This window comes from Rhizobium tibeticum (assembly GCF_900110205.1).
Taxonomy (GTDB): Bacteria; Pseudomonadota; Alphaproteobacteria; order Rhizobiales; family Rhizobiaceae; genus Rhizobium; species Rhizobium tibeticum.
On the sequence record NZ_FOCV01000007.1, the window covers coordinates 1 to 21362 of the forward strand.

General features: G+C 60.7%; 15 protein-coding genes and 1 tRNA gene. 7 read left to right on the forward strand and 9 right to left on the reverse strand.

The features are described 5' to 3' along the window. From BSG20_RS36970 to BSG20_RS09425, 3 genes are all read left to right on the forward strand, one after another. Positions 1-186: hypothetical protein (locus tag BSG20_RS36970; RefSeq protein ID WP_210216953.1), on the forward strand; the 186-nt coding region annotated here is incomplete at its 5' end. A 58-nt stretch (positions 187-244) separates the two neighbouring features. Further along, a tRNA-Met gene (locus BSG20_RS09420) sits at positions 245-321 on the forward strand. 394 nt (positions 322-715) lie between these two features. Then, a complete protein-coding gene (locus BSG20_RS09425) occupies positions 716-1672 on the forward strand; it encodes an alpha/beta fold hydrolase domain-containing protein (protein WP_072374040.1) in 957 nt (318 codons plus the stop codon). Positions 1673-2124: 452 nt separating this feature from the next. Here the strand turns inward: BSG20_RS09425 and BSG20_RS09430 are convergent, their stop codons facing one another. From BSG20_RS09430 to BSG20_RS09470, 9 genes are all read right to left on the reverse strand, one after another. Then, positions 2125-3444 (reverse strand): glycosyltransferase family 4 protein, encoded by a 1320-nt coding sequence (locus tag BSG20_RS09430; RefSeq protein WP_072374042.1) that lies wholly within the window; start codon positions 3442-3444, stop codon positions 2125-2127. Next, the gene (locus tag BSG20_RS09435) at positions 3441-5624 is read right to left on the reverse strand and encodes a glycosyltransferase family 2 protein (RefSeq protein WP_072374045.1); all 2184 of its coding nucleotides are present in this window, start codon (positions 5622-5624) and stop codon (positions 3441-3443) included. The genes BSG20_RS09430 and BSG20_RS09435 overlap by 4 nt, the downstream gene beginning before the upstream one ends. Positions 5625-5710: 86 nt before the next feature. Further along, on the reverse strand, positions 5711-6439 hold the full coding sequence (locus BSG20_RS09440) for a hypothetical protein (RefSeq protein ID WP_072374049.1): 729 nt from the start codon (positions 6437-6439) through the stop codon (positions 5711-5713). Between the two features lie 8 nt (positions 6440-6447). Beyond that, positions 6448-7698 (reverse strand): glycosyltransferase family 4 protein, encoded by a 1251-nt coding sequence (locus tag BSG20_RS09445; protein WP_072374052.1) that lies wholly within the window; start codon positions 7696-7698, stop codon positions 6448-6450. Beyond that, positions 7695-8534, reverse strand: a complete 840-nt coding sequence (locus BSG20_RS09450; protein WP_072374055.1) for a class I SAM-dependent methyltransferase — start codon at positions 8532-8534, stop codon at positions 7695-7697. Before BSG20_RS09450 ends, BSG20_RS09445 begins: the two co-directional genes overlap by 4 nt. Next, complete coding sequence (locus BSG20_RS09455; protein WP_072374058.1) at positions 8531-10786, reverse strand: glycosyltransferase family 2 protein; 2256 nt, start codon at positions 10784-10786, stop codon at positions 8531-8533. Before BSG20_RS09455 ends, BSG20_RS09450 begins: the two co-directional genes overlap by 4 nt. Before the next feature lie 62 nt (positions 10787-10848). Continuing rightward, positions 10849-11508 carry a calcium-binding protein gene (locus BSG20_RS09460; RefSeq protein WP_072374060.1) on the reverse strand — a complete coding sequence of 220 codons (660 nt, stop codon included), beginning with the start codon at positions 11506-11508 and terminating at the stop codon, positions 10849-10851. Between the two features lie 274 nt (positions 11509-11782). Next, positions 11783-13183, reverse strand: coding sequence for an HlyD family type I secretion periplasmic adaptor subunit (locus tag BSG20_RS09465; protein WP_072374062.1), 1401 nt, complete (start codon positions 13181-13183; stop codon positions 11783-11785). Then, positions 13180-14940 (reverse strand): type I secretion system permease/ATPase, encoded by a 1761-nt coding sequence (locus BSG20_RS09470; protein ID WP_072374063.1) that lies wholly within the window; start codon positions 14938-14940, stop codon positions 13180-13182. The genes BSG20_RS09465 and BSG20_RS09470 overlap by 4 nt, the downstream gene beginning before the upstream one ends. A gap of 268 nt (positions 14941-15208) precedes the next feature. Between BSG20_RS09470 and BSG20_RS09475 the strand changes: the two genes are divergently transcribed. The 4 genes from BSG20_RS09475 to BSG20_RS09490 all read left to right on the forward strand — a co-directional run bounded on the left by BSG20_RS09475 (position 15209) and on the right by BSG20_RS09490 (position 21332). Next, a complete protein-coding gene (locus BSG20_RS09475) occupies positions 15209-15709 on the forward strand; it encodes a MarR family transcriptional regulator (RefSeq protein WP_244541309.1) in 501 nt (166 codons plus the stop codon). A 44-nt stretch (positions 15710-15753) separates the two neighbouring features. After that, complete coding sequence (locus BSG20_RS09480) at positions 15754-16989, forward strand: glycosyltransferase family 4 protein (RefSeq protein WP_072374067.1); 1236 nt, start codon at positions 15754-15756, stop codon at positions 16987-16989. 208 nt (positions 16990-17197) lie between these two features. Beyond that, positions 17198-18664, forward strand: a complete 1467-nt coding sequence (locus tag BSG20_RS09485) for a DUF6212 domain-containing protein (protein ID WP_093041095.1) — start codon at positions 17198-17200, stop codon at positions 18662-18664. Continuing rightward, positions 18654-21332 carry a glycosyltransferase gene (locus BSG20_RS09490; protein ID WP_072374069.1) on the forward strand — a complete coding sequence of 893 codons (2679 nt, stop codon included), beginning with the start codon at positions 18654-18656 and terminating at the stop codon, positions 21330-21332. The genes BSG20_RS09485 and BSG20_RS09490 overlap by 11 nt, the downstream gene beginning before the upstream one ends. Positions 21333-21362 lie beyond the last annotated feature (30 nt).

The following is a 21362-nucleotide window of genomic DNA, read 5'->3' on the forward strand; positions in this document are numbered from 1 at the left end:
CTGCTAAACGCAACATACAATCTTCTCATCACCTCCAACGGCCCAAGCCGGAAACAAAGGGCCGCCCAAAGCGGTCCTTTCTGCTTTCCAAACGCCGAAATGCAGAGCAAAATGCAACATGAGACAAATTGCGACCCAATTTGCTCAGGCACAATGCAGCACCGCAAAGCGGTGACGCAACCGTGACAAATCCAAAACGGATTTGCACACACCGGATAAACCGCATAGCGGTTTACCAAGATGGCGCGGGGTGGAGCAGCCCGGTAGCTCGTCAGGCTCATAACCTGAAGGCCGCAGGTTCAAATCCTGCCCCCGCAACCAAATACACAAAAGCCCGCCTCGTGCGGGCTTTTGTGTATCTCGGTAACAGGTCGAGGATCTAACCCTAATCAGGGGCCGAAAAGAAGGCCAAGCCGACCCAGCGGCACTCAAAACTGCAATGCCTGCAACCAAAACCAAATCTTTCCCAAGTTAAAAGGCAGATGGCCATTCAAGTCGCTTCAATGAAAGCTCCTCAGCGTAAGCGTCGAGGAGCTTTTTTTGTTTCTGCTCCGTTTCGAGCTCACCGGCCTCCAGCTTCTCGATGAAAATCCGCTTGCACTTCGGCGACGAAGCGGGTTGATTTCGCAATAGAGTTTCTGTCTAGTTATAAGAATAGTAAGTATATTTCAAATATTGAAGTATATTTGTTGGATAAGTTGTTTGGGTGGATGGTATGCGCATATTTTCGGACGAGAACCTTGAGGTGATACATCGTCCAGGATCATCTCCATATCTTCTGGTCACCTTTAATGAGATGGAAATGAAGGCGAACGGGAGCCGGTTCTGGGCGCAGCGATTCTGCGAGAAAGCCGACATTTCGGCGCTGGGCTTCATCAGTCGACGGCCGAACTGGTTTCCGGCGGCGAGCGTCGTCAAGGCAGTCGAAGCGGCCGCGCCCATTCTTCGTGCGGCACCGGAGCGAATACTTTACGGGCACTCGCAGGGCGGTTACGCGGCGTTGCGCTACCGCGGGCGCTTCAACGCCTCCGTTGCCATCGCCTTTTGCCCGCAAGTTTCGATAGATCCGAAGGTCGCTCCCTTCGACGGGCGGTTCGCACGGCATTTCTCGCCCGACCTGCACGCCAATATGGGGATAGCGCCGGATCACGCGGCTGGGCGCGCCTATCTCTTCTTCGATCCGTTCCACGCCGTGGACCACCGGCACGCCGCGCGGATCGCGACGCTGCAGGAGAGGACGCACCTCGTGCCGGTCCACATGACCGGCCATGGCACCGTTCGGGCTTTCACCGGGACCGAGCGCGCGCTGTCGTTGATCGAGGCCTGCCGCGGAGACGATCTTCGGGGGCTACGCGCTCTGGCCCGAGCTGCCCGCGTGGTGGCGCCGATGCGACCCTATCAGATCGCTGTGACGGCGATAGCCCGGCATCCTGCCTGGGCCGACCGATTTCATGCGCGCTTCGGTTCGTCGTTTTCTCCGGTGGAGCGAGCAAACTTCCTCTATCTTCGCGCCAACCGCCATATTCGCGACGGTGAGCTCGCGACGGCGCGGACCATGCTTGTGGACGCCATGACGTGTCAGCCGGAAAATGCCGGCTTCGCCGGCCGGCTAGCGGAACTGGACGGCCGTATTGCACGCAGCCGCAGGGCGGATGGCACCGCGCTTTCGTGATCGAAATGTTGCCAAGCCTACAAGACAAGATGGCCTTCGCGGCGGGTGAAGCCCATCTCCGATCCACCCGCGGGCTGGCCTTCTGGCCAATGCGGGTCTCCCGAAAGAGGGCACTGGTTTTTAGAACTACGAGCAAAACAAGTGCAAAGACCGGAAGCAGATCCCGTGATCCGCCTCACGCGACGTGCTTTTGATGCGCTGTTCAGGTGACCGAGGGCCACCTAGCGGCGAGGGGTTCGATCTCCATGCTGACGGAGGAACCGACGTCGGCGCGGTTACGCGCCAAGTGCGAGTTGGCAGACACAAAGCCTGCTGCGACTTGCCATCGAAAGTGCCGCCGCGGAACTCGAACCGCCTGATCATGTGCTCGCCCACAAGAGCGATGATGGCGTCGCAAGCTAAATCTCGCCGCCGGAGTTGGTTGCGTCGATCGTCTCTCAGGATGAGCGTGGTCAAAGCGCGTGCGAGAGAAGTGCAGGATTTTCCGCCATGGCGGCATCGCGTTTCTGCCGCAGCAGCGTGCGGTAGAGCTTGAAGTGGTCGCGCGCGCAACCGAGGTGGTCGGCGGGTTGTCGCATGGACGCGCGTAGCCGATCCCAGGTTTGGTTATCGCCCAATACTTCAACGATGCGGTCCGCGAGATCCTGGCTGCTTCCTGCGCGGAAGTGCAGGCCGTCCTGCCCATTCCGCACCTTCTCGGCCATCCCGCCGATGTCGGAGCAGATCATCGGCCTGCGATGTAGCAGGGCCTCCTGGATCACAACGGGCGAATTTTCCCACCAGACGGAGGGTAGAACCACCCAGTCGACCGAACGCATCAGGCGCGGCACGTCCGCGTTCTGGTAAGCGCCATAGAATCGGACGCGCTGGCCGGCGTCTGCAATAAGCTTCTTCATCCGTTCCTGGAATTCGACCGGCTGTCGCTCGAGGTTGCCGCCGAAGATCATCAGGCAGGAGTCGTCGCCCCATATGTCCTTCGGGATGCGCAAAATAGCGTCAATCAGGACGTCGACACCCTTGAATGGGGTCATCTGGCCGAAATAGGCAAAGCGGTTGCGACGCGGCTTGAGACCTTGCAGCTCGCGCGCGGGGGCACCCGCTTCCAAAGCGATCCCGTTTTCGATCACGCAGAGCTTGTCCTTATCAATGCCCCATTTGATGTAGCGCTCTGCCAGAAACCGGCTGGGCGAAACGAAGGCGTCGGCAAGGCCAAGCATCCCGCGTGCAAACAACTCCCGCTTCAAGAAATGCGAGACAGGGATGTCAGGAAAACAGCCGTGGCAGGCGATGGGGGAGGCCGTTTCGCAGAGCTGGCCGGAAGGTCGTTTCACCATTTGCCCGTGATTGTGGCAGATCGAAAGGTATTCGTGGAACGTGACCAGTATGGCCGCGTGAGGAAATGCCTCTCTAAAGGCATAGAGCGCTTCGAGACCGATACCGAGAACATGATGGAAATGCACGACATGGGGCCTGAGATCCCGCGCGAAGCGCAACAGGTCCCGACTGATCGCCTGCGTATCGCCATTGGACAACAAGAAGTGGTCGTAGTCGTCCGTGTGAAATAGCAACTCATCTTCGGCAAGGCGATAGCTCATCAGCGCGGACGCGGCATGCCGGGGTACCGGGTGGCCGACCCGGGCCAAGTAAACCGACCTAACGTCCGGCAATGCGTTTAGGCCACGATGCAGGTTGTGCGAAGCGATTTCTGCCCCGCCGAGCGACACTGTCGGGTGAGCATGCGAGACGACAAGGACACGAAGCTGCTCGTTCATGCGGGCCTCTTTTCTGGATGTTTTTCACCTACGAGGACAGGCGACCATTGGCTCTTGAAGATCTTTCGATCGATCTCTTCCACCAGAGCCGCCATTGCCGGACTGTTCCAGTCGCGTGCGTCGTCGCAGCCCCATATCTGCACCGATGGCAGCAAATAGGAGTTGATGCCGGACCGGCTGAGACGGAGACCGAGATCCAGGCCTTTTTCCTGCGCGCCCAGATAGCCGCCGGAAAAGCCGCCCAAGCGCGACAGGGCGTCCCGGGGCGTGACGCAGCATTCGAGCGAGGCCGCCGCGATGCGGGTCAGTTTCATTTCGGTAACTGCTTTGAGCGGATATCCGGCATAGCGACCCACAACTGGCTGATCGCCGTTGTCAACATCGATCCAGTTTCCCGCCCAGCGAACGGAATGGTCCTCGTAAGCCAGTACAGGCGAGATGATGCTTCCTTTCACGGTCCCAGCCGTGGCCAAGAGCTTGCCGTACCAGCCTGTCCCGCGCGGGACCAGTGAGGCGGAGAGCGACACGACCGTTTCACAGGAGAGTGCCTGCGTGCCCGCTTCAAGCATGTCGTAGAAGTCGCCTGCGCCCTTGACCGATACGAACCTGGCCGAAAGGCGATAGAACCGTACGAGTTCTTTGAGGCGGGCGGCTTGTCTGCGAAAGCGATCGGCAGGCATGGCGATCACGATCGGCGCGCGTCGGGTCTCCGGATCTAGCGCGAGCAAGGCCAGCAGCGGGGCGATGTTCTCCTCTCCCTCCCCAGCGCCGATGACGATCGGCGGGCTGCTCTCCTGATCGAAGGCGCCAGCGTCCAGGACTGCGTCGGTGACCGGCGTCGACCGTCCGGATTCGCTGAGGAACGGTACAATTTGTGTGTCGACGATCGCCGGCAACGCACAGTTCGTTGGATCGATGGAACCGATCTGGCGCAATGCCGCCAGGCGCGCCGAAACCCGCGTTGGTTTGACTGGCAAGAACGCACGACGCGAATCGCGTAGCGTCAGTTCGAAGTAGAGAGGCGCACCATGATCTTCACTGGGCAAATGGGCGTGGGCGATGAACCCATGGGCACGCTGTTCAGCTCGAATGCTCGGCGCGAAGTGCTGCTGGTCATTGAAACTGTCGGTGACATCGGGGCGATCGAGGCGCGTCCAGCGTTCGTCGAGGCAAGCCGCGCCGTCACCTCTACGAAGTCTTACCGCCGTGACGTGAGCGTCGGGATCATACAGCCAACCGGAGGCGAGGAGTTTTCCTCCATCGGCCTCAAACATATTGTCTATTCCCATCCGGACGGGAAACGGCAGGCTGGAGACGGTTTCTTTGCCATCAAAGCTGTTAGCGGCCGCGCGCAGGGATAGGAGCATGTCTGGCGCACCATGTGCGCGCGGCAGGATTGACCTGACGTGTTCGGGCGTTTCCAGCGGGCTGAGGATGCGCTTTCGGGGGTGGACTGGGGCATACCTCCAGCCGGCGCGCCCCCGAATGACCAGACCTTCGATGTCGCGCGCGCGGACATCCTTGGTTGCCGCGAGAAGACCAACAAAACCCGGGGCGCCATCGGGCGCATCCGGGCGGGAAAAGACGGCGATGCCGCACTCAGAGGCCACCGGTGTCGCATTGCCAACCACCGACACCCGGCAAGGACCGGGCGCCATGCCGCGGCTCCAGCCCTGCAGGAACGTCGCGCCTTCATGGCTTTCACCAATCAACTCGATGAAACCATCGTTTGCGTGGGCTGCCTGCAGAAGCGCGGTGACGGTCAGAAGTCCACGGCGGTTAAGGTTGCCGGCCATCATAACGTCCACAAGCCGGTCAATGACGGCGGCTGACTGAGGTCCCGCGGTTTCGGCCACGATCGCGGCTGCTTCCTCCGCGGAGGCAAGTCGGGGCGCAAAGATATAGCGTACGCTCGTTTCCTCCTCGCCGAACCGTATCGCAGTCATGGCGCGGTCCGTGCCCTCGGTCGGTAGGAGCGCCGCGAAGCCGTGCTTGGCCCTTGGGGAAGGAGCGGCCAGTCGCCATTCCGAGACAAACGCGCTTCGCGTGCCCGTTTGATCGCCGTCGACGCCGACTATCACTTCGCCGGCCACCACTTCGCCTGCCAGGACACGACCGAGACCGACAATCAGCAAGGTGGTCTCGTTTACGGGGCAGCCGATAACCCTTCCAGGGCGCATCGCCCTGTTGGCCCCATGCTTAACGGCCGTGGGGTTCCTAACCGCGGGGGACTGTTCTGTAACCAGCACGCCTCAACCTCCCCGTGTCAGATCCTGGCAATGAGCGCGAGGCCAGCGCCAGCGGCAAATCCCACAAGAGCGAACAGCAGCAGCAGCAAGGGTTTCAACTCGCCGTTCTTGCGCTTCTGCAACGCAGTCAGGTTCTTCTCCATTCCCGCCACCACCCCATCCAGCCGCATCAGATGGACATCGAGATCGTTCAGCCGCTGGCCGATATCCACCCAGAGACTTTCGACGGCGTTTCTGACGTCGGTCAGGCCAGTCCCGGTCTTGTCGGCATCGATTTCCGGTGTGCGCTGCAGCGAGCGCTGTGAGACCTGCAGCTGCCGCTGCGACGCCATCAGTACGTCGAGCTTGTCGAGCACTTTCGCCAGCGGCGCGGCGATCAGAGCTTCGGCCGCCTGCTCGTCCGGCTGCGGAACGCGCAGGGGCTGCTCGGAACCGCTTCCATTTCGCGCCACGACCACGAGATCGTTCGCGCGCGACTGGACAGGATCGGGCAATGCTATTTCAAATGCGTGATTACCGTCGCCGATACCGTTGCGCCGCAGGTCGGGACGATTGCGATCGGCAACCGTTTCGGCAATCACCTTTCCATCGAGCAGGACTCGGATGGTCAGTCGTTGGTCCGGCGAAACCGGGTCGAACGCCCAGCCGAAGATCCGGCCCATGTCGATGGCATCCACCCGGCCGTTCATCGGCTTGGCGTTGTCCTGTTCGGATGCGGCATCCGGTCGTTCAGCGGGACTTGCCATGAGTTCTCCTATGCCGGAAGCAGTGCCGGCTCGATCCGCTTGAGGTAGCGGCGGGCGGTCGTATCGATGTCGTCGGGCTTGCGAGCGTTTTCGGCGAACTGGCGCAGCAGGTTCGGCTGTTCCAATATGCTACGCATAGCCGCGGCGAGTGCTCGCGCATCGTTGGGTGGCACAGTCAGGCCGTTGACGCCATGCTCGATCATTTCAGCCATGCCCCCGATGTTGCTGGCGATGACCGGACGCCCCTGAACCTGGGCTTCCTGAATGACCAACGGCGCGTTCTCCCACCAGACGGAAGGAACAATGGTGCAATCGACCGCGGCCACCAAATCGCCGATATCTTCTCGTCGATAAGGACCCCGGGGCTGAACGCATTCCGCCGTTTCGGCGAAGCGGCGATCGACCTCGTCGACGAAGGTCTTGCTCTGGAATGGCGCGCCGCCATGGACGCGCAGCTCGAATTCGTGGCCATCGGCCAGAAGCTGGCGCGCAGCGTCGAGCAATACGGTCACCCCTTTCCAGGGATTGAGATTTCCGAAATAGCCGAAAATAGGCCGCCCGCCTTCGAGCAGCTCTCGTTGCGCGCCGGCCTTTCGGACCGGGATGCCATTGGGAATGACGCTGACCGCATCTTCGTCCAATCCCCACTGCACGAAGCGATCCTTTAGAAAAGCGCTTGGTGATACGAAGTGGTCAACCGTGCTCAGCAGGGCCTTCAGGTGCCGTTCGCGCAGGACAAAGCGATCGAGGGGAATGTCCTTGAAGCAGCCATGGCAGCGGTCCGGGCTGGCTTGATGGCAAAGCTCCTTGGTGCCGGTGCGCACCATCAGGCCGTCATGATGGCAAATCGGGTAGTAGTCATGGAGCGTCATGACGATCTGGCAGTGGGGCAGGGTGCGGCGGATAATGTGAGGGAACTCAGCGCCAAGCAGCAACAGGTGGTGGATGTGGACTACATCCGGTCGGAACTCGCGCAGCAACTCCGTTATATCCGGCACCACGCCATAGAGGTCGATCTGGCTCATGAAAAAGTGGTCGAAGTGTCCCGACCACAGCAGGAGCTCGTCTCCCGCCGGGCCGACGCCCTGAAAGCTCGTGCCCGGCCTCGCCTCGCGATGGATCTGGTTCGTGGCACCGAGAAACAGAGCCTCGTGCCCGGCGCGCTGGTAGGCGCGAAACAAGTCGTGGGCGAATATCTCCGTTCCACCCGGATGGAGGGACGGATGGTTGTGGGCGGCCACGAGAATGCGCTTGCTCATCGACCATTTCCCCGGCGCTTCGCCACGATGAAGTCCTGATGGTGGCCAGCGTTTGTGCCGCGCCAACGGCCAAGCGATTTCAGCGCGACGGAGAGACCGGCCCGTTCGAGCGCCTTGTCCAGAAAGCCTTCATCGAAGCCGATCGCGGCAAGCGGTGGCTGGTTGGGTACGAACCAACATGGGCTTTCGCGATAGCGACGGAAAGCGAGACGCGGATCGCGCCGTCCGTTTTCGTTTGCCGCGGCGATGCCGTCGACCACGAACGCGGTCATGAACAAGCGGCCCCCGGGTGACAGCACTCGGCGGACCTCGGAGAGGTAGACAAGCACCTCCGCGGGCGGCAAATGAGTGACCACGGACGTCATGATGACGAAGTCGAAATGATGATCGGGAAAGGGCAGCGCCAGCGCCTTTCCGCTGATCTTGCCGTTCGGGTTGTAGAGCTCGTGCGCGATATCCAGTCGCTGAAAGCCGAAATTGGGGTAGGCAGGCGTGATCGTACGCTGGCACCAGCCGATGCCGTCCTCGACCGGGTCGAGGCCATCGTAGCGGCTCTTTTGCGGATCGAGGTACTGGGTGAGCGGCACCGCCATCCTGCCGATACCGCAACCAATGTCCAGCACGCGGCTGTCTTCGCGCAGGCCGCCGATGCGAATAAAGTAACCGAGAAACTCCGCCCCTATCGCGCGAAAATCACCGTCTCCGACGACGACGTTGCTTGAATCCGGTTGCGGCAGAAAACGATTGCACCGAACGGAATCGATCAGCCAGCGAACACGGCCTTCATCGATCAGCCGGGCCGGCGCGGGCGGATGCATGAGTGCCGCTTGCGTCACGCCGCGTTCCTTTCCGGGATTCTCCCACCAGTGGCGGCGTGTCGATCCGGGTCTTTGCCGAATTGAATCGCCATCAGTTCGGTGATGTCGTCCTCCCAACGCTGGGTGTGTAGCCATGAATTGTATTGGCTTGCCACGCCGCGCATGTAGTCCTCGCTGCGGCGGATCGAGCGACGCTCGAAATGATACAGGCACGCTGCCGGTTCGTAGACTATCTGGAGCCCGAGGCGACGGATCTTGAGGCACAGGTCGCTGTCTTCGTAGTCGCCGATCACGTAGTCCTCGGTGTAACCACCAACGCTCTCGTAAGTGTCCCTGCGGGTCACGAGGCAAGCGCCGGTGACGCCGGGAACCTCGCGGGCATGTTGCGCCGGCGCGTAGTCGCGCGGCATGCCCTTGTGGAAATGGTGGTTCAGCCAGATCCCGCGCTGGTCGCGGCCGAAGTAGAGCCCGGCATGCTGCAGCGATCCGTCTTCGAAAATCAGCTTCGGACCGATCGCGCCCAGGTTTGGCCTTTCCAGCAACGGACGCGACAACACTTGGAGCCAGCCTGGCGCTGACGGCACAACATCCGAATTGAGCATCACCAGAATGGCGCCGCGTGCAAAACGTGCGCCGGCATTGCAAGCGCGCGCGTAGCCTCCGTTGCGATTCATCACGACGAACTTCATCGCTAGTCCGTGCAGAAGGTGCAGGCCGCCCAGCAGGTGCTCCGTCTCGTCCTGAATTTCCGGGGAATCGAGGACATAGATGATCTCAGCGTTGTCGGCGAGCCACGGATCCGTGGCCATCCCGGATAACTGGAAACGCAGGAAGTCGAGAACCCGGTATAGTGGGACTACGATGGAAACGAGGGGCGCAACTTTGGGAATGCCGTAGTCTTTGGTGCGGCTGACCTCTATGGTCTTGCCCAATCGCCGCTCGACATTCTGCAAGGAGGGGGCGAGGATTGTACGGAAGGCGCGGTCGACCGCATGCTGCGGGGGCACGGCGCGAAGGAGGTGGTTTCGTTGCATTGCGGCCTCGAAGGCCTGAGGCTTCGGGACGAGAGCCATTGTCGCTCCAGAGGCGAGGCGCATCTGAAATCGTGGCTGCAGGAGCGGCCCGGGCGATTCCGTCAGAGGGACCCAGGCAACGAAACCGGTCACATCGGTCTTACTCTTTTCATCGGTCCCTTGCGCCCATGCCGGAAATTCGTAGCTGTTCCCGTCGAGCGGCACGGCCGTGCCGTCCTCTTTGAGGTAATCGATGCCGGCGAAGGCGGTTGACGGCGCATGGAACCAGCCGCCGGCCAGAAGACCGCCGTCGAGCACCAGAGCGAGATCGACCTCTCCGGACGGATGCATCGATGACTTGGCGATCCGGCTTGTCGCCAGTGGTGCGCGAACTTGGAGGTCGATCGCCGTGGCCGCGCCGTTTTCCGGCAACGTGGCGAGCCGACGGACAATCATTTCGCGCAACTCCACCGCCTGGCGGTTTTTATCCCACCAACTCTGAAGGCTGGAATAGCGAGACTTGCCGTCGGCGAGCTGGCGGATGGCGACGCCATTCTTGCTCAGAAGGACGATGAGCAACGGAGGAGATGGGGAAGGCGCATCCGTGATGAAATGGCACGACCGCGAGCCGTGTTTCGCATTGCGCCCGAGGACAACCCTTACGGCCAAGCGTGTGATCGACGCCGCGCCGACCGCATAGATCGCTGTGATGTCGCCCAGATCCGGATTGATGGTCGTCTCAATCAGATGGCGCCCTTGCGCAACCTGACACACGATGCTGGCGGACTGCGGTTCGGGTACGAGCACGTGAAGAGCGTCTTCAACCACCATGCTGAACAGATCGTCGCTGGCAATGCGGAAGGCGCTTCGCCACACAGTCAGGAGGTTGTTCACGAACTTGATGCGAGCATCTGGCGCGAGATCAGCGAATAGGGCCTCAACATCGAGCGGCGCGAGCATGCGCGCCGGCTGCATCACGATGGTATCAATCGTGCAGCCGTCTTCAGTGCAGATGTCTACGCTCTCCGGCTGCTTTCCTGGCCTCATCGCCCAGAACATGCGTTGCCGTCCGTTGCCAAGCGGGAGCGTCATGCTGACGAGCGGTACCGGCGACTGGTCCATGGACAACAGGCACCTTGTGGCTGAGGGAAGGGCTGGGGGGAGATCCAAGATGAGGACGGCCAGATTGGCGCCGAGCCGAAAAATCTCTGCATTCCTGAAATCGCCCGTGGCGTTTATCGATACGTCGAACGTCACACGCTATCCTCTGAATTGGAATGGCGCGCCCCACGGGAGGAAGCAGGGCGCGCGGTTCACGCTCAGTGAACTGTGAAGTAGTGCTCGGGATTTGCCTGGATGTCGTCGGCATCGACATTGACCAGGGTGAGCGTGTCACCATGTCCGAGATCCACGACGACATTGCCGCCGACCTGGGTGATACGCGAGGCCAGGTCGTCGGGCGAAGACACGTCGAGGCCATTGATGCCCTTCGAGATCTGCAGCAGATCCTCGCCCGCGGTAAAGTCGAGAATGACGTCATTGCCGCCGCCGCCGTCGAAGACGAAGACGTCATGGCCAGCACCGCCTGCCAACACATCGTTGCCGGCGCCGCCGTCGAGGATGTCGCCACCATCGCCGCCATAGAGGATGTCGTTGCCCTTGCCGCCGGACAGAAGGTCGCTTCCGTGTCCCCCGAAAAGGATGTCGTTGCCCTTGTCGCCGTACAGAAAGTCATCACCCCAGCCGCCGACGAGGGTGTCGTGACCGTCTTCACCGTTCAGCAAGTCGCTGCCCTCACCGCCGAACAGGGTATCGTTTCCCTTTCCGCCGAACAGCAGGTCGTCACCATCATCACCGAACACGATGTCGTGTCCGTTGCCGCCGCTCACGAAATCATCGCCCCCATGGGCGCGAATGAAGTCGCTGAAACGGGAGCCGAACAGGGCGTCGTGGTATGCACCGCCTTCCAATGTTGCCATCTGCCTCTCCTCTTCAGGTTTCTATGCACGCGTTGCTCGCACGGGGTGCGACAATTGCGCGCCAGGAATGTGCATTGCAACAAAGAACAACGCAAGCGTCCCATGAAGAGAAAACGTCTATTTTTGAGAAATAAATTTCTTATTTTAAGTCATGTTGGTACATTGTTTCATAAATGTCGGCTTTTATAATGTAAAATACCCGCAGTTTACTTGGAAATAACTTCAAAAATTGAAACAAACTACAATTGAGATGTCGCGAGTTTATGCTCATTTCCTAGTCTTCTCTGAAGGCACGATTGAAACTCTCGGCGACGGGAGAGGTAAGGTATTCGATCGCAAGGCGTGACTTGTGGATGATCAGCACCTCCGCGGGCATGCCGGGATAGAGGCGGACATCGGGGTTTGCGTTGAAGGACGACGCGTCGATTTTGGCGCGCGCGACGAAAAACGCGGAATTTGACTTCTCATCGACCGACTGGTCCGCGGCGACATATGTGATGGCGCCTTCCATGGGCAGGCGGGAACGCTGATTATAGGCTGTCAACCGGATTTGCGTTTTGGAGCCCACGGCGATGCTGTCGATGTCACGAGGATTGACGCGCATTTCGATCAGGAGCGGCTCGTTTTCCGGAACGATCTCGAGCAGAGGCTGGCCGGGCGTGACCGCGCTGCCAGGGGTGCGCAAGAAGATGTTGCTGATGATCCCGTCCTGCGGAGAGCGGATCTCAAGACGCCGCAGCACGTCTTTTGAAGCCGTGATCTGCTCTTCGACATCCGCGAGCTCGACGCGCGCCGTCGTGATTTCGCCGGCAATCGTCGACTGAAACTCGCTTTCGATCCCGGTCAGCGCAAGCTGTGCGCCCGCTGCGGCCTTTTCTGCCCGGGCCCTGTCGCCGGCGAGTTCGCTCCGCTCCCGCGTAACCCCGCTGAGCCGGGCCTCGATCTCGATGAGTTGCGTGCGCGATACGGCGCCTTTTTTCTCCAACGTCGCCAACGCCGACCGCTGCTCGTTGATGAGGCCGAGCTGCTGGTCGGTCGCCTCGATCTGGATGCCGAGTGATTTCGCTTGTTCGAGGTACTCCTCGATGGTTTTTCTCTGGACCTCTATCCGCCCGGCCTGCATCTCGCGCCGCTTTTCGAAAAACACCGTCTCCGCCCTGATGGCGTCGTCGACGGCGACGTCCTCGGCATCGCCGAGTTCAGGTGGAAAGATGATCCGCGGCATGTTGGTCTGCTCGTCCTTCAATCGCGCCAGTTTCGCGATCAGGCCGATGCGCCGGATTTGGAGTGACCGCAGGCTGGAACGGGCGCGTGTATCCTCCAACTCGATCAGGGGTTGTCCGGCGGACACCTTGTCGCCCTCCTGAACCCGCAACCGGCTCATGACGCCGCCTTCGAAATGGCTGACGGTCTTTCGCTTCGAATCGACGATGACCGTGCCGCTGGCGACCGTCGCGCTGCTGAGTTCGGTCGAAAGCGCCCAGGCAAAAAAACCACCGAAGGACACCACGATCGTGGCGATCCCCGAGATGACAAGACGGCGGAGCGGCGAGCGGGTATCAAATTGGTCGAATTCCAGGTCCGGAGGGCTGACACTCAGCGGCACCGGCTGATGCGTCTGTAGACGCCGTTCGGAAAGGTCGGGGCTGGCTGCAAGGGGCTTCTTCTCCGTCATTGCGCAGCCACCTCGCGGCGTGCTTCGCCCGCCGTTGTGGCTGGAACCACGTCCGTGCGCGGCCCGAACTGCGTGACGCGGCCGTTTTCAAGCACGAGCAGTTTGTCGGCGACCTGCATGATGGCTGGCCTATGGGCGATTATAATGACGATGGCGCCGTCGTCGCGCGCGTGCTGGATCGCGCGGATAAGGGCCCGCTCGCCAATCGCGTCCAGGTTTGCGTTCGGCTCGTCGAGCACGATGAGGCGAGGCCGGTTGTAGAGGCAACGTGCCAACGCTATGCGCTGCCGCTGTCCTCCCGAAAGGGTCAGGTGTCCGTCACCGACGGGCGTATCGTAGCCCAGTGGCAGGCGTCCGATCATCTCGTGGATGTCGGCCAATCGCGCCGCCTCCAGCACCTTGTATGGATCGCTGTCCGCCATCCGCCCAATGTTTTCTCGAATCGAGCCCTCCAAGAGGGAGACGGATTGCGGTAGATATCCGACCACTTGGCCGAACGAACTGCGCTCCCAGAGATAGGTGTTGTTGCCGTCGAGGAAGACACCGCCTGACGTGGGGCGCAAGATCCCGACCAGCAGCCGGGCGAGGGTCGATTTGCCAGCCGCGGAGGGACCGACCACACCCAGGACCTCGCCCGGGGAGAGGGAGAACGAAATGCCCTTGATGATCGGCACATCCAGCCCCGGGGCTGCGTAAACCAGTTTGTCGACGACGATGTCGCCAGACGAATGCGGCGTGGGCATCGTTTGGCGAATAGCAAGGTCCGCCTTGAGGGTGGCCTCAAGGCGACGCCAGCCTGCGATCGCCAGCACCCATTGCCGCCAATTGTCGATGACCGAATCGAAAGGTATCAGGAGGCGTCCGACAAGGATGCTCGATGCCATCATTGCGCCGGGCGTGATTGCCTGCTCCAGCACCAGGAACGCTCCGGCCGCCAGGGTGATGATCTGGATGGAATAGCGGAGGCTGCGGGTGATGGACGACATCGCCTTGCTCCTGCTCCCACTCGCTTCAAAGCCGTCGAGGGCTTGCATTTGCAGGGCGCGCCAACGATTCGCCAGAGCCGGCAGCATGCCCATTGCCTCGATAGCCTCGGCATGTCTGAGTGATGCGCCAATCTTCGAGATAGCTTCAACATTTGTCTGGTTCGCTTCCTTGGTGAGTTGGCGTGTCAGCATGTCCGTGATCAGGCCGCCGCAAAGGAGCAGCGTCGCGGAGACGGCCCCGATGAGGCCAAACAGCGGATGCAGAACGAAAAGGGCGCCGAGAAAGATCGGTGACCACGCCGCGTCGAGGGGCGCGGTTACCGCTGACGAGGTCAGGAAGCTTCGCAGTTCCGCGATGTCCCGAAGCGACTGGGTCGCGCGCGACAGGCCCTGGTCAACGGAGGCCTGAACGGCGGCGGCAAGGACTGGCATGTTTAAACGGCGCACGAGTGCGCCACCGATGGCTTGGAAGGAGAGGGCGCGGATGAATTCCAGAACACCGAGCACCACAAGGGCGCCGATCGCCAAAATCATGAGCATGACCAGTGTCTCCATGCTCTGACTGTTGAGGACCCTGTCATGAACTTGCAGCATGAAAATGGGCATCGTAAGTTGCAGCAAATTCAGGCACACGCTAAGCGCCGCCGCATATATTAGCCCGGACACGAATACGCGCTTCCCTTGCGCGATCAGCAAGCCTGGGTTGTTTTTATCGTTGCCTCCCAATGATTGACCCTTGCTTCTTGTCTCATTTTGAACAGTATCACGCATGGCGATTTGCCTTGAATTAACGTTGTGGCCATCTGCCGGAGGACGGAATTGGTTATAACCGGGCGGGAGTGTAGTATTGCTTCGACCAATCTGGCATAGAAGGGCGGGGGTGTGCAAGGTCACACTAATTGTGGTCGATGGACATATTTGAAGATTACTTCAATTTTTGAAGTAGTTTTCCAACACGGAGAATATAGTGAACGACGATAGTGTGCTTAATCCTTCCGATCTGAATGACGATCTGAGAATTGGAAATAGGGGGCGGGCTGTGCAAGCAGATCCCGGGCATGCTCAAGATCTCGAGTTCGGTGACCTCCGGCAGATTACGTATTTTGAGCTCGCTCGCCTCATGGAGCGGGCAAGTCGACGGTTTTCAGGCTTGATCCGCGCAGAGCTCACCAAGCTTCGTGTAGATGATGTTGGGCCGGCACAGGCGATGATACTGCTCGCAATCGGCGATTCGGAGCTTTCGGTCGCCGAGCTTCTGGAGCGTGGGCATTATGTTGGTTCCAATGTTTCCTACTATTTGAAGCAGCTTGTTGACGGCGACTACATTGATCGCGTCGCCTCCCAGCGCGACAAGCGGTCCGCACGCATCAAGCTGACGGAGAAGGGGAGGCAGCTTAGGGCAAATCTCCGCGACGCGGCGACGGCCTACGAGCGTGCGGTGAAACGTGGTGATCAGGATCAACGGATGCTTGAGACGGCCTTCCAGACGCTGCACGAGCTTGAACTGGCCTGGGCCAACGCTTCACGGTTCGGCGTCTAAGCGGTGAGTGGTGCCGTGGGACTGGCCAAGGCGGACTAGACGCGATGCATGTGGCGTTTGTTCATCGCAGGGGCTTCGGCCAGTTCGCTGCCCTTGCCGCTCAACTCGCGCAGGCGGGCAATGAGGTCAGCCTTATCACCGAGACCATAGACCGGAAGATCCCATCCGTTCGGGTCGTTCGACATCGAACGGAACCAGGCCCGCGCGCAAATCCGCACATGGCCCGGCACATGGGTATTCCGGATCACCACGCGCGAATCGGCCATCGTGTTGCCGAAACGCTCGATGCCATGGTGCGGCAAGGGCTAGCGCCGGACGTTGTCGTCGGCCATATCGGCTGGGGCAGCATGATGTTCTTGAAAGACGTGCTGCCACAGGTGCCCGCATTGGGATATTGCGAGTTCTTCTACCGGCCGCAAGGCGCCGACATCGGGTTTTCGCCCGACGATCAGCCGGATCTGGAGACGCGCAAGAGGCTGCGCCTGCGCAACATCGCGCAGCTCTTGTCCCTCGAGGCCATTGAGGCGGGTATCAGCCCCACCCATTGGCAGAAAAGCCTGTATCCCACCGATGCCCAGGGGCGCATTTCAGTGTGCCACGAGGGTATCGATACGGTGCGGTTTCGACCGGATCCGACAGCATCGGTGACGCTTCCGGATGGACGTGTGCTCACTGCAGGCGGGCCTCCGATTGTCACCTTCGTCGCGCGCGACCTCGAGCCGTACCGCGGATTTCCACAGGCTTTGGAGGCTGCCGCCAAGGTTGCGCGGCAATGTCGCGATGCGCTCTTCGTTTTCGTCGGCGGAGATGGCGTCAGCTATGGTGTGCCCCCGCCAGGCGGTGGGGCCTGGAAGGACCATCTCCTGGAGACGCTGGATATGCCACGGGAGAATATCCTCTTCCCCGGCGTGGTGCCGCATTCCGTTTTGCGGCGGCTTTACCAGATTTCGTCCGCGCACCTCTACCTGACCTATCCATTCGTTTTGTCTTGGTCGGTGCTGGAGGCAATGGCGTGCGGAGCCCTGGTCATTGGGTCGGATACCGCTCCTGTCCAGGAAGTTATACGCGACGGCCGGAACGGCCTGTTGGTGCCATTTTTTGACACGGACGCACTTGCCAAGGCCATTCTCGACGCCCTGAAGGAGCCGGAACGCTATTTCGGGATGCGCGCAGCGGCGCGCCGGACGGTCGAAAATCGCTTCCGGCTGACGGACTGCCTCGATCGGCAATGGGATATTCTCGAAGGTTTGATCGGAAAATCGTTTATTCGTCGCTCGTGAATGAGAATAATCAATTATTACTTTGATTTTTAAAGTATATCTGAAGTTATTTTCTTATAAGTTGTCGATTTTTATTATTGTGCACCGCAATCGTAGTTGTTAGATTCTTGCTCGTGACGCCGCGATGATTTGAGAAAGAAACTGATTGTCTGGCGTCGTTGGTTCTTGTTCCGAAACAATTCTTCAGAGGCCGAAAGTGCGAGAGTTGATGTCCTCCGGCATTGGAAAACGACTGGCGACGAGAAAGCTGATAGCGGCATCGGATCGGGATCGGTCATGCTTCGAAGGCAGCGATATCGAGCATCTGATCGTTCACCTCGAGAATGGCCACTCTTCAGCGACATTGCAGAATGCATTTCCATTGATCGCCGTCGCCTTTTCCGACGATGGCGAGGCGGATCTGCAGGAGCGTCTGGCGCTGCTTGGATCGCTGGCGACGGTCCCCGCGGTTCCCCTCCAGCGGCTTGATCCCGTCAACAAGTCGGACAGTTTCGCGCTTCTGCGGGCGCTGGCCGAGGGTGGCGTCGGCCGGCTCGCCCAGTACAGCGCCTCGATCACCTCGGAGCTCGCGATCCTGCGCCGGGAGCGCGAAACGCTGCTGGAAAACTACCGGGCCCTTGAAGATGCGTTTCAGGCGCGAAACTGGGAGCCGGTTTCCGAGATTTTTTCCCACGATCCCTATGCCGATCCAAAGGACGACGGGATCGGGCAGCTGCTTGCCACCGCCTTTGTCGAGCAGCTGCTGCCGGTATCCAGCCTTGCCGTGGCTGGTTTTGCTCTTCACCTGCATTCGGTGCCCAGGGTCAGTGGAGAGCTCGTCGTCGCACTGAGCTACCTCGAAAGCGGCGAAGGGGTGGCCGAGTGGACCGTACCCTATGCGCAACTCGTGCCGAACTGGAATTTCTTCTCGTTGCCCCGTGCCTGCGGAGGGGCGGCGCGCACGCTTCGGCTGCGAATCTCCGCGACCGGACCCGAGACCGTCGGCGTTTCGCTCGGCTATCCGATCGCCGGCGAGCGCTATTCGGCGCGGTCGGAACTTCCGCATCCGGATCTCGACCTGCGCCCGCTGGCGTTCAAGGTGTTTACGGGACTGCCCGGCGTCAAGCCCGCCTACGCACTCAACATGATTGCGCCGAGCAATCTGCTAGAAGGTCAGTTCATCGTCGATTATCGTTTGCCGGTCGACACGTTGAGCCAGATCGCGGACGTTTCGGTCACGCCCATCGTCCCGGAATTCCAGACCGTGCGCTTCCTTGAGCATGAGCATGCGATCGTCTGCCACCCGTTGCCGAGCGGCATATCCGCGGGCGCGGTCAGTCGCGCCGTCGAGCCCGGAACGATATCCTTCTCGGCAAGCGCCGTCATTGATCATCCTCAAGGTCAGCCCGCGGCGGTCGGCTTCCTGCTCGCCCCGGCGAATTCGAATGCGCGTTCCGAAGTGGCCGAACTCGCGCGAAAGGGCGCGGCCAGGCCATCAGCATTCTTCAGCGGATGGCGCGAAGTCACGTCAAATCAGGTCGTCAACATCAACATCCAGCTGGAGCAGCCGGTCCGCGGCCCGATGGATCTGATGATCCTCAGCCGCGCAGTGACGGATTCGGTCGATTTCTCCTGGCTCAAGGTGTCCGGCTTCAGGCTGGTCAAGCAATCGACGGAAGCCGCCGATGTCCGGTAACAGGGAGCTCCCCGAACTGATCGCCGTGGCTATGCCCCTCTATGGTCACGCGGCACTCGCCCTGGAGGCGATCGAGTCCGTCCTTGCCTCGAATCTGAGTAGCTGCCGGGTCGTCATTGTCATCTCGGTCGACGGCGATCCGCGGCATGAGACGTTCGACCAACTGTTGCTCTATGCCGCTGCCCATCCTTCCGTCCATGTCGTGATCGGCCAGAACGCCGGCCCGGGCGGCGCACGCAATCGCGCCATCGAATACGTCCTCGAGTGTTTTCCCGAGGCGAAGGCCGTCTATTTCCTGGATGCCGACAATCGCGTCCTTCCCGGCACCATCCAGACGCTTTACCGGCAGCTCCAAGCCAGTGGTTGCGGGTGGGTCTACACCAATATCGACACGTTTTCCGTCAGCTGGCGCGCCCACTACGGCAACCGCTATTCGCGGTTGGTCCACTGCATAACCGACAATATCTGCGACACGGGATCGATGATCTCGATCGACGTTTTCCAGTCGGGCGTCCGCTTCAACGACGACAGGCAGAACGGCTTCGAGGATTGGGAGTTCTGGCTGTCCTGCATCGAGCATGGCTTCGTCGGAACGCCCTGCCATGACACGGTCTTCGAATACAGGCTGCGGGCGGAGAGCCGCTTCAAGGAGGCGAACCGAGACCGCGCCACGTCGGTGAGCTTCCTGCGCAAGCGCCACAAATCACTATTCCAGCGACCGATGCTGGTGGATTTCGAGCATGAGGAGTGCCCGCGCTACCTGTTTGCGCGAACGGAAGATACTGCGATCTCCTTCTTCAGCGATCCCACCAAGCCACCGGCGATGCTTCGCCTCGACGACATCATCCGGGCGTTCTGGGCCAACATCGGCGAACCCGACAATGAACACTTCCCGCCATTCATGGTCGCCGGAAGCGGCGCGGCGCTCGACCTGCTCCGGCGTTCGCGCATGCTGCCCAACGTGCTTGCCCATCTTGAGCGCCTGAGCGAGAGCAGCAACGTCGTCTTCGTCCAACTTGCCAACGATGCCGCCCAGCGCAAGATCGAGCCGATCGTTCATGGAGCGGGCGGAGAACGGATCGGCCCCGCCGATCTCATCTTCCTTTCGACCCGGCTCATCCAAGACGTGGTCCAGAACAACGCGGTGGACTGGTTCGCTTCGATTGGCAGCCAGCAAGTATGGCCGACATCGACTGTACTGAAAGTGCGCTTCCCGTTTCCAAGAAGCCTCCCGCGCCGGTCTCTCATCACGCCTCAGCAGGTGATGATCAATTGCGTCAACGCGATTGCCGCGAGCCCCCTGCGTGAGACGGCGGGCAGGCGGTGGACCTGGCGCCCGGCACGGCTCGTGCCCTACGCCGATCTGCACAAGGCGCTGCGCAAGGAAGTTGGGGGATCACCGGTTCTGCCGCTCGGGCACAGCGAAGGCAAGCGGACCGTAGCACTACTCGTGCCGAACGCCTCCTTCGGCGGGGCCGAGAAAGTCGTCTACGCGGCATGCCGGGAATTGAAGGCGGCGGGTTACGAAACCCATCTCTTCGTGCTCGGCACGTCCCGGATGGATGTGATCGATGAGTTCGATTCCAGCTTCGACTACATTCACTTCTGGGACGCGGGAATTCCGGCCTGGGGAGGGTCGGGTTCCTTCCTGGGGCAGGACTTTATCGCCGAGGGGCATTCGGTCGATTGGGAGGCGCTGAAGGGACAGCTTTCCGGGTTCGACCTGGTCATCAACAATCACGTGATGGCCGTCCATCCCCTCATCGCACGACTGCGCGCCGAAGGCACGCGCACCGCCTGCTATCTTCACGTTGTCGACAATACGGCCTTCAAGAGGCCCGCCGGGCAGCCCTTCGCAGCGATTGCCCACGAACATTGCTACGATGCCTTCCTGACCTGCTCCGAACAGCTCAAGATCTATCTGCACAGCTACGGCGTCCCGCATGAGAAAGTTTTCGCCGTTGCCAATGGGGCGAGTTTCACGGTGCCGCCCAAAGCCCTGGCGGAGGTTCTGGCGGTCAGGCGGATCGAGCGCAAGGACGACAGGTTGCGGCTTCTCTACATGGGGCGGCTCGATCAGCAGAAGGGCATCGATCGACTGGCGTCGACGCTCGCGGAACTGCGGGCCTCCAACGTCTCCTTCGACGCCCGGGCCATTGGAGGGGAAATCCTTGCCGATTCCAGCTTGTCTTGGAGCGAACGATTGAAGGACCTCGGCGTCGACGTGCGTCCGCCCGTCTTCGCCAGCAAGGATCTGATCAAGGCGCTGGGCTGGGCCGACATTCTCGTCATGCCGTCACGCTGGGAGGGCGCGCCGCTGATGATCGCCGAGGCGCAACAGCTCGGCTGCGTGCCAATCGCGACTGCGGTCGGCGCCGTGGACGAACTCATTTCCGACGGCGAGGACGGCATACTCGTCAACGCGGCTTCCGATCCTCAGGTGGTGAGGGAGATGGCGCGGATCATCGAAGAGGTCGCGCAAAATCGCGAGAGGCTCGCGCCGCTCATGGAGGGCTGCCTCCGGACTGCAGCGCGCCGGTCATGGGCTTCCTCCTTCTCGGACTTCATCGCGTGGAGCGATCACTATGTGAATAACTCATCACTGTCCCGCGCCGCAGTCTTTCGCGAGCCGCCGGTGACAAATCCCGTGGTTGCGGCGATCGGCTGATTGCCGGGCCGCCCCCTGAAACAGAAAGGT

Coding starts and splice junctions, on each gene's coding strand:
- BSG20_RS09425 (WP_072374040.1), top strand. CDS start 716: ATGCGCATATTTTCGGACGAGAACCTTGAGGTGATACATCGTCCAGGA.
- BSG20_RS09430 (WP_072374042.1), bottom strand. CDS start 3,444: ATGAACGAGCAGCTTCGTGTCCTTGTCGTCTCGCATGCTCACCCGACA.
- BSG20_RS09435 (WP_072374045.1), bottom strand. CDS start 5,624: ATGCGCCCTGGAAGGGTTATCGGCTGCCCCGTAAACGAGACCACCTTG.
- BSG20_RS09440 (WP_072374049.1), bottom strand. CDS start 6,439: ATGGCAAGTCCCGCTGAACGACCGGATGCCGCATCCGAACAGGACAAC.
- BSG20_RS09445 (WP_072374052.1), bottom strand. CDS start 7,698: ATGAGCAAGCGCATTCTCGTGGCCGCCCACAACCATCCGTCCCTCCAT.
- BSG20_RS09460 (WP_072374060.1), bottom strand. CDS start 11,508: ATGGCAACATTGGAAGGCGGTGCATACCACGACGCCCTGTTCGGCTCC.
- BSG20_RS09465 (WP_072374062.1), bottom strand. CDS start 13,183: ATGACGGAGAAGAAGCCCCTTGCAGCCAGCCCCGACCTTTCCGAACGG.
- BSG20_RS09470 (WP_072374063.1), bottom strand. CDS start 14,940: ATGCGTGATACTGTTCAAAATGAGACAAGAAGCAAGGGTCAATCATTG.
- BSG20_RS09480 (WP_072374067.1), top strand. CDS start 15,754: ATGCATGTGGCGTTTGTTCATCGCAGGGGCTTCGGCCAGTTCGCTGCC.
- BSG20_RS09485 (WP_093041095.1), top strand. CDS start 17,198: ATGTCCTCCGGCATTGGAAAACGACTGGCGACGAGAAAGCTGATAGCG.
- BSG20_RS09490 (WP_072374069.1), top strand. CDS start 18,654: ATGTCCGGTAACAGGGAGCTCCCCGAACTGATCGCCGTGGCTATGCCC.